The organism is Salmonella sp. SAL04162, from assembly GCF_046551535.1.
GTDB lineage: Bacteria > Pseudomonadota > Gammaproteobacteria > Enterobacterales > Enterobacteriaceae > Salmonella > Salmonella enterica.
In genome coordinates this window covers 1-4613 of sequence record NZ_JBGDVX010000029.1, presented here as the reverse complement: position 1 = coordinate 4613, position 4613 = coordinate 1, and the positions used below count along the sequence as shown (strand labels likewise).

General features: G+C 61.7%; 4 protein-coding genes and 1 pseudogene. 1 reads left to right on the top strand and 4 read right to left on the bottom strand.

The window, feature by feature from the left end; translation table 11 throughout:
• The 3 genes and pseudogenes from ACLJRH_RS25955 to ltnD form a co-directional block, all read right to left on the bottom strand.
• Positions 1 to 401, bottom strand: a 401-nt coding sequence (locus tag ACLJRH_RS25955) for a class II aldolase/adducin family protein (RefSeq protein ID WP_226865550.1), incomplete at its 3' end; no start/stop codon positions are given.
• A pseudogene (otnK, locus tag ACLJRH_RS25950) lies at positions 394 to 1646 on the bottom strand (3-oxo-tetronate kinase). The gene ACLJRH_RS25955 and the pseudogene otnK, both read right to left, overlap by 8 nt.
• An 11-nt stretch (positions 1647 to 1657) precedes the next feature.
• A complete protein-coding gene (gene ltnD, locus ACLJRH_RS25945; protein ID WP_002903955.1) occupies positions 1658 to 2560 on the bottom strand; it encodes an L-threonate dehydrogenase in 903 nt (300 codons plus the stop codon).
• Between the two features lie 261 nt (positions 2561 to 2821).
• Between ltnD and ACLJRH_RS25940 the strand changes: the two genes are divergently transcribed.
• On the top strand, positions 2822 to 3583 hold the full coding sequence (locus ACLJRH_RS25940) for a DeoR/GlpR family DNA-binding transcription regulator (RefSeq protein WP_002210513.1): 762 nt from the start codon (positions 2822 to 2824) through the stop codon (positions 3581 to 3583).
• 20 nt (positions 3584 to 3603) lie between these two features.
• On the opposite strand, the gene ACLJRH_RS25935 is transcribed toward ACLJRH_RS25940, so the two are convergent.
• Positions 3604 to 4464, bottom strand: a complete 861-nt coding sequence (locus tag ACLJRH_RS25935; RefSeq protein ID WP_002904004.1) for an extended-spectrum class A beta-lactamase SHV-12 — start codon at positions 4462 to 4464, stop codon at positions 3604 to 3606.
• Between the last annotated feature and the right edge of the window lie 149 nt (positions 4465 to 4613).

Here is a 4613-nt window from a genome sequence, read left to right as displayed (position 1 = left end):
GTAAGCAGAGTTTTTGAAATGTAAGGCCTTTGAATAAGACAAAAGGCTGCCTCATCGCTAACTTTGCAACAGTGCCCGAGCCCCTGCAGGCAGGAGAGCGCGGTCAGATAGTGGCTGTGCAAGTGGACGATCGCCTTGCAGGCCGGGTTGTGCAAATAGACCGCCCGGTGAAAAGTGACCTCTTTCGACGGTTTGTCGCCGGAGATCCATTCCCCTTGCAGCGTCACCACCGACAACCGCTGAGCCTGCAGTTCGCCGAGGCAGGCGCCGGTCGGCGTCGCCAGCAGGTTGCCGTCCGGCAGCAGCAGCGACAGATTGCCAGCGGAGCCGGTGGCATAGCCGCGGCTAAACAACGAGGCGCCAATCTGCACCATTTCCTCTCGCAGTTGTTGCTCAGTCATGACGAAACTCCTGCTGGGCACGGGCAAAGAACTGGATATCGCCGAAGTTACCTGACTTCAGCGCCAGGGAGAGCGGCTGGCGGGTGTCACGCACCCAGGGCACGCCAGGGGAGATGGTCGGCCCAATATGGAACGCCTCAACCCCCAGGGTCTGCGCCACAATGCTCGACGTTTCCCCTCCGGCCACAATAAAGCGGGTAAATCCGTTCGCCTTCAGGGCGGCGGCAAGAGCGGCAAACAGCTGTTCCACCCGTTCGCTGCTGGCCTTGTCGCCATACTGCGCCTGGATCCGCTGCAGCGTTTGCGGCTCGGTGGTGGCATAGATCATCGGCGCCAGCGGCGCATCGCGCTGCGCGTCCACCCAGTCAGTCAGCGTCCTGACGTAGCTCTCCAGATCGGTAAAGCAGGCGCTTAAGTCGACGGCGCGGGCGGGGGCCTGTTGACGATAGGCCGCCACCTGGCTGTTGGTCATCACCGAGCAGGAGCCCGAGAGCACCACCGCCGGACCGGCCAGCGGCATGCCGGCCTGAGCGCTTTCCCCCCTGGCGCCATGGCGCTGCGCCCAGTCGCGGGCGAGGCCGATGGCGAGGCCGGAACCGCCGGAGACCAGCTTCATCTCCCGCAGCGCCACGCCCTGGGTGAGCAGATCCTGTTCGCTGAGGGCGTCGAGCACCACATAGCGCACCGCCGGATCGTTGACTGCCGCCAGCGCGGCGGCGACCGGGCGACAATCGGCCAGGCAATCAGCGCGGCTTTTCCGCGCCCTTGGCGCTCAATTAAGCGGCCCAGGTGCGCATCCTCCATCGGCGTCACCGGATGGTGGCGCATCCCGGACTCATTCAGCAGTTGCTCGCCGACGAACAGATATCCCTGATAGACCGTGCGGCCGTTAACCGGCAGCGCCGGGGAAATCACCGTCCGCGTCTCACCCAGCTCGGCCAGCAGGGCATCCAGCACCGGGCCAATGTTGCCCTGCGCGGTGCTGTCGAAAGTGGAACAGTACTTGAAATAAAACTGCTGACAGCCCTGGGCCTGCAGCCAGCGCAGGGCCGCCAGCGACTGGCTGACGGCCATTTCCGCCGGGCAGGAGCGGGTTTTCAGGCTGATGACCACCGCCTCGCTGGTCAGCGGAATATCGCGGGTCGGCACGCCATTCAGTTGCACCGTCGGCATGCCGTTGCGCACGAGGAAGCTGGCAATATCCGTGGCGCCGGTGAAGTCATCGGCAATGACACCAAGCTGCATGTTGTCTCTCCTCACTGTTTATGGCCCGGCAGGGTGATGCCGTTGAAAATCTTGATCACCGCGCTGTCATCTTCCCGACCGAATCCGGCATTACTGGCGGAGGTGAACATATTCAGCGCGGTGGTAGCGAGCGGCAGCGGGAAGGTCAGCGCCCGGGCAGTGTCATTCACCAGCCCGAGATCTTTGACAAAAATATCGACAGCGGATTTTGGCGAGTAATCGCCATCCAGGACGTGCTGCATGCGATTCTCAAACATCCAGGAATTACCCGCCGCGTGGGTGACCACGTCATACATCGTCTCCAGTGGGATCCCGGCGCGGGCGGCAAGCGCCATCGCTTCGGCGGCAACGGCGATGTGCACCCCGGCCAGCAGCTGATGGATAATTTTTACCGTCGAGCCAAGACCAATGTCGCTCCCGATGCGGTAGACTTTGCCGGCCACGGCGTCCAGCACCGGCGCGAGTCGGGCAAAGGCGGCATCGCTCCCGGAGGCCATCACCGTCATGTCGCCGGCGGCCGCTTTCACGGCGCCGCCCGATACCGGCGCGTCGAGCATCAATAGCTGGTACTCCGCCAGCGCCTCGGCAATGGCCTGAGCATCGGCGGAGGCGATGGTGGACGACACCATCACGACGGTGCCCGGCTTCAGATGGGCGGCGAGGCCGCTCTCGCCGAACAGGATCCCCCGCACCTGGGCGGCATTGACCACCAGCAGCACAACTGCATCCAGTTCCGCGGCGAACGGCACCGCGCTGGGGCCCGCGCCTTTGGCGCCCGCCGCCAGCAGTGCGCGACAGTTGTCGGGATTGATGTCAACGCCCCAGGTGTTCAGGCCCGCCTGCAGGCAGGCGCGGGCGGCGCCCATGCCCATTGAACCCAGTCCAATCACGCAGACGTTAGTGTGTGCAGCCATGCTGGTCTCCTTGTGAACATTAGTTAATTAATGTGATTTAATGATAGAATAAAGCGTTATCATGTGAATTTATGTGAGAGTTATCACGAATAACCCACATGAATATAAAAAATTCACAGGCGGAAAGAGGCTGCACAGCGGCGATTCTTGCCCTAAAATAGCGTAAAAAACAGCGGCAAAGCGCGATAACAACACCGGGTGTCGCCAGGGCCGTAGCCTGGGTGGTGACGCCTGGTGTGAAAAAATGGTAAGGGGAGAGCGGTGATTCCAATAGAACGACATCAGCGTATTTTAGCCCTGGTGGAGCAGCGTGGGGCGGTAAGCATTAACGAGCTGACGGAGATCCTCGGCGTGTCCCATATGACCATCCGTCGGGACGTCAGTAAACTGGAGGAGCAGGGGCTGCTGGTCAGCGTCTCGGGCGGCGTACGCGCCGTCAGCCGGCTGGCCGCGGAACCCAGTCATCTGGTGAAAAGCACGCTGCAGAGTGAGGAGAAACAGGCGATCGGCGCGCTGGCGGCGAGTCATATCGCTAAAAACAGTTGCATCTATCTGGATGCCGGGACTACCACCCTGGCGCTGGCGCGGGCGATCCTCGACCGGAACGATCTCCAGGTGGTCACCAATGATTTTGAGATAACCCAGCTGCTGATCGATGCCAGCCAGTGCGGCGTGATCCACACCGGCGGCACTCTGTGCCGGGAGAACCGCTCCTGCGTGGGCGAATCGGCGGCGCGTACGTTACGCCACCTGGCTATCGATACGGCCTTTATCTCCGCCAGCGGCTGGGACAGTCGCGGGATATTCACCCCTGATGAGAACAAGGTTACCGTCAAGGAGACCGTCAGCCAGGTCAGCGCGAGAAGCATCCTGCTGTGCGACAGTTCGAAATACAATCAGGTGGCCACGTTTATGGCGTTACCTTTGACCCGGTTCACCACCATCATTACCGACCGGCATCTTTCCGATGCCGCCGCCAGTCATATCGCCCGGCACGCCTGCGAGGTGCTGCGGGCCGGATAACGCGCGCGGCCACCGCCGGCTTAGCGTTGCCAGTGCTCGATCAGCGCCGCGCCGATCCCGGCGATTTGCTGATTTCGCTCGGCCATGCTCGCCGGCGTATCCCGCAGATAAATCACCACAATGCGCTCTGCTTTGTTATTCGGGCCAAGCAGGGCGACAATCCCGCGCGCACCCCGCTTGCTAGCTCCGGTCTTATCGGCGATAAACCAGCCCGCCGGCAGCACGGAGCGGATCAACGGTCCGGCGACCCGATCGTCCACCATCCACTGCAGCAGCTGCCGTTGCGAACGGGCGCTCAGACGCTGGCTGGTCAGCAGCTTGCGCAGGGTCGCGGCCATGCTGGCCGGGGTAGTGGTGTCGCGGGCGTCGCCGGGAAGCGCCTCATTCAGTTCCGTTTCCCAGCGGTCAAGGCGGGTGACGTTGTCGCCGATCTGGCGCAAAAAGGCAGTCAATCCTGCGGGGCCGCCGACGGTGGCCAGCAGCAGATTGGCGGCGCTGTTATCGCTCATGGTAATGGCGGCGGCGCAGAGTTCGCCGACCGTCATGCCGTCGGCAAGGTGTTTTTCGCTGACCGGCGAGTAGTCCACCAGATCCTGCTGGCGATAGTGGATCTTTCGCTCCAGCTGTTCGTCACCGGCATCCACCCGCGCCAGCACTGCGCCGCAGAGCACTACTTTAAAGGTGCTCATCATGGGAAAGCGTTCATCGGCGCGCCAGGCGGTCAGCGTGCGGCCGCTGGCCAGATCCATTTCTATCATGCCTACGCGGCCCGACAGCTGGCTTTCGCTTTGTTTAATTTGCTCAAGCGGCTGCGGGCTGGCGTGTACCGCCAGCGGCAGGGTGGCTAACAGGGAGATAATACACAGGCGAATATAACGCATAACCACAATACATCCTTGAGTGAAGGCCGATAAAGGCGAGTAAAGAAGCGACAAATAAGAATAACCCGGCGTTGGCACTGTTGCAAATAGTCGGTGGTGATAAACTTATCATCCCCTTTTGCTGATGGAGCTGCACATGAACCCATTCA

Coding starts and splice junctions, on each gene's coding strand:
- ltnD (WP_002903955.1), bottom strand. CDS start 2,560: ATGGCTGCACACACTAACGTCTGCGTGATTGGACTGGGTTCAATGGGC.
- ACLJRH_RS25935 (WP_002904004.1), bottom strand. CDS start 4,464: ATGCGTTATATTCGCCTGTGTATTATCTCCCTGTTAGCCACCCTGCCG.